This window comes from Fictibacillus sp. NRS-1165, assembly GCF_050468105.1.
GTDB classification, from domain to species: domain Bacteria; phylum Bacillota; class Bacilli; order Bacillales; family Fictibacillaceae; genus Fictibacillus_C; species Fictibacillus_C terrinigri.
The window spans coordinates 1-3112 of record NZ_JBDPNU010000057.1 but is presented as its reverse complement, the minus strand read 5'-3'; the positions used below and the strand labels follow the sequence as shown (position 1 = coordinate 3112).

General features: G+C 40.6%; 3 protein-coding genes and 1 pseudogene. 1 reads left to right on the top strand and 3 read right to left on the bottom strand.

Annotated elements, in window-relative coordinates; genetic code table 11:
- Positions 1 to 55 precede the first annotated feature (55 nt).
- Positions 56 to 514, top strand: coding sequence for an NAD(P)-dependent oxidoreductase (locus ABHN01_RS21765; protein ID WP_429877261.1), 459 nt, complete (start codon positions 56 to 58; stop codon positions 512 to 514).
- 79 nt (positions 515 to 593) lie between these two features.
- On the opposite strand, the gene ABHN01_RS21760 is transcribed toward ABHN01_RS21765, so the two are convergent.
- The 3 genes and pseudogenes from ABHN01_RS21760 to ABHN01_RS21750 form a co-directional block, all read right to left on the bottom strand.
- Complete coding sequence (locus tag ABHN01_RS21760; protein ID WP_429877260.1) at positions 594 to 1031, bottom strand: YndM family protein; 438 nt, start codon at positions 1029 to 1031, stop codon at positions 594 to 596.
- 381 nt (positions 1032 to 1412) lie between these two features.
- Complete coding sequence (locus tag ABHN01_RS21755; protein WP_429877259.1) at positions 1413 to 2633, bottom strand: MFS transporter; 1221 nt, start codon at positions 2631 to 2633, stop codon at positions 1413 to 1415.
- A gap of 158 nt (positions 2634 to 2791) precedes the next feature.
- Positions 2792 to 2992, bottom strand: a pseudogene (locus ABHN01_RS21750) (Ger(x)C family spore germination C-terminal domain-containing protein); the annotation flags it as partial.
- Positions 2993 to 3112: the final 120 nt, after the last annotated feature.

The window sequence follows — 3112 nt, the reverse complement described above, 5'->3', positions numbered from 1 at the left end:
CTATGGAACTGGTGAGATCGGCCAAACGGCTGCGAAGATTTTCTGAGGATTGGGGATGGAAGTATATGGGGTGTCGTTAAGAGGGAAGAACAAAGAATATTTTAAAGAGGTCTTGACTGTAGCTTCTCATTTCTCGCGGTTACAAGAAATGAATTATGTCATTAATACGTTACCCCTGACGGACCAAACAGCCCATTTCTTTGATGGACGAATCTTTCATCATTTAACTGATGCAGGTTTTATAAACGTAGGAAGAGGTGCATCGGTTGATGATCATGCGCTGATTCAGGCTTTAAATCAAGGTCAAATCAGTTTTGCTGTGCTCGATGTATTTAATCATGAGCCCCTGCCAGAAGACCACCCATTTTGGCATCATCCCGATGTTCATATCACCCCCCATATCTCAGCAGTCACCACACCTGAGGAGGGCGCAGCCTGTTATGTGGAAACACTTAAAAGAATCGAAGGTAACAGGGTGCTTCAGAATAAGGTGGATTTTAAAAGAGGGTATTAAAAAATCTGCCAAAACTGGACAGCAGGTAAGGGAAGGAAAAAGGCCCGCTTCGAATGTCGGCCTTTTTCTTATACAACGATTATTCCTTGTCTCTATTTTCTGGTCGAGTATGTGGACTGATTTCTTCTGATGCTTCTGTCTGAAATTGCATTCTATTAGGAGCATCAGATCTGTTTTTTAGTACCTCTCTAGAAACATATTTATGGTAAAAATATTCAACAATTGCGATTCCTAAAGAGGCAATAAAGGAATTAAAAAACGTGTTTTCTTGATACGTCATCGTTTCACTCATACTCCAAATAACAGCAAAAGCTAATACAAAATCAGATACAGTTGCCACCGTATTATTTGTCCTGGGCAATATTGTTAAATCACCCAAAGCGTAAGCCACTACTGTTAAAACGAGAGAAATGGTAAATATATCCCGAAAAGATACATCATCTACGAATCCTAAGACAATGTACAAAATAGCAAAACTTGCAATGAATTTTATTAATAATGCTCTAAGATGTCTCAAATGGTTCACCCCCTTATGGAATTATTATCCCTTCTCCTTTTATATGTAATTCATGAATTGGCAAATTTACATAGCTTCAAACGAACGTGCTTTCTTCAATAATACATCTATAATCCCAAGATATTGATGAAAAACCATGGAAATGGGTGTTATAAAAAATCTGTAATTTCGAGTGCTGTCCTTTTTTAAACAGTTCTTCTACGTTGCATTAACTACGTTGGATAGACAAATGCCATTTTTAATGATGGATTATAGTATCACGTGCCCTTATATTTAATAAAAAAAGACAGAGGTATTTCTCTGTCTTTTTTACTTGCGTATTGCTGTTACAGGGCCAGCTAGCTGAAGGGGCAGGATTAAAAAAATTGTAACCTATTACACCTATACCGAGGTAGAGGTGCTTCTGAATTTTTCGTGCCTTTTAGTACTTGTATTCTTCCAATTCGACTTCCAAGCGATTGCCATAGCGATCAGGAGGAAGATTCCCGTTATGAGAAAGACAGTATGGATCGTGAAAATTCCACCGATAAAACCTCCCAGGACGGGACCGAGCATCCCTCCGATCTGATTAGCGGTTTGATTGAGTCCGAAGGCTCTGCCTCTAAAGTCATCTGGTGTGAGTTTAACAACCAGACCATTTAATGCAGGGAAGACCGCGCAGAAGAAGATGCCGAAAATAAATCGTATGATGGAGAATCCCCATATATCGTGAAACAAAATCTGTGCTACCGTGCCAATTCCGCCGCCGCATAACCCAATAATCAAAATCGTCCGGAACCCGATTTTATCTGCTAATCTACCCCAGAACGCTCCAAATAAAATACTTGCAATACCAGGCAGTGAAAAGATCACACCTGCCAGGAATGAAATATTCTCGACAGAGCCGCCTAATTTTTTTATGTATAAAGGCAGGACAGGCTCAATGGTCATTAGCGAGCAAACAGTCACCATCGTTAATAACAGGACCAACATAAATGGGCGGTTAGCTCTCGCTGTACGTATATCATTAATGACCGATCCTCTCGTTGTACATGGGGTGAAATTATCCTCAGTTACCATATAGATGACGAGAATCGTTGATAATAGCACCAATAGTCCTCCGCTGGCAAACGACCAGCGGTTTCCGACTAACGTGGAAATACCGCCACCGAGCAGAGGTCCAATGATACCGCCAGAAGCCGTTGCTGTTGATATCATGGCCAGTGCATAACCTACATTCTTCTTTGGTGTATTCGTACCAATTAGAGCGATGGCTCCTGGAATGAATCCCGTCAGAAGCCCCTGCATGATCCGCAGAAGCAGCAATTCATAGGGATTGTTCACAAAGGCGGTAAGCGTATAAATGACAAAAAGAGAAAAACCAGCTCTAATGATCATCGGCTTTCTTCCATATTTGTCCGCTAACATGCCCCAATAAGGTGAGGAGATGGCACCTGCCAAAAATGCTGCACTGAATAATACTCCAGCCCAAATTTCAGTGTGCTGGTGAACACCGATCTGTAGAAGAAACAGAGGCAAAAAGGGGATAACCATAGTATAACTGGCCGAAGTGAAAAAAACTCCGATCCATAAAACCCACATATTTCTCTTCCATCGTTCCATCCGTCATCACTTCCTTACAATTTTCATGTAGGTTAATATTTAGCAATTATAACATTAAAGATAGTGGAATAATGGAAAGAATTGAGTGTTTTCCAAAAAAGGGGTGGAACAAAAAAAGACGGATGATGCTCCGTCATTTCGCTCCTAACCTGGAAGTATTAATTTGTAAGTCCCTGAGAAACAATCTTTACGGTTACCTTAGTTTCTATCGGAATCTTTGGATAAATCTTTTTCCACTCCATGGCTTTCCATTCATTATAATAGTAGGAGTTCACTCTGCGGCCGATACAGAAAACATCTGAATTTGCCTCTTGCATCTTTTTAACCGTCTCTTGTGCTAGTCCATTTAACTTCTGAGAAAGTTGATGTTCTTACTTGTTTACTTTTTTCCTATCATCAAGATGATCCACGGGATACTCTTCAATTCCCACATCCATGGATAAATGAATGGAGGCGGACACTTTAGAGCGAGAGGCGAC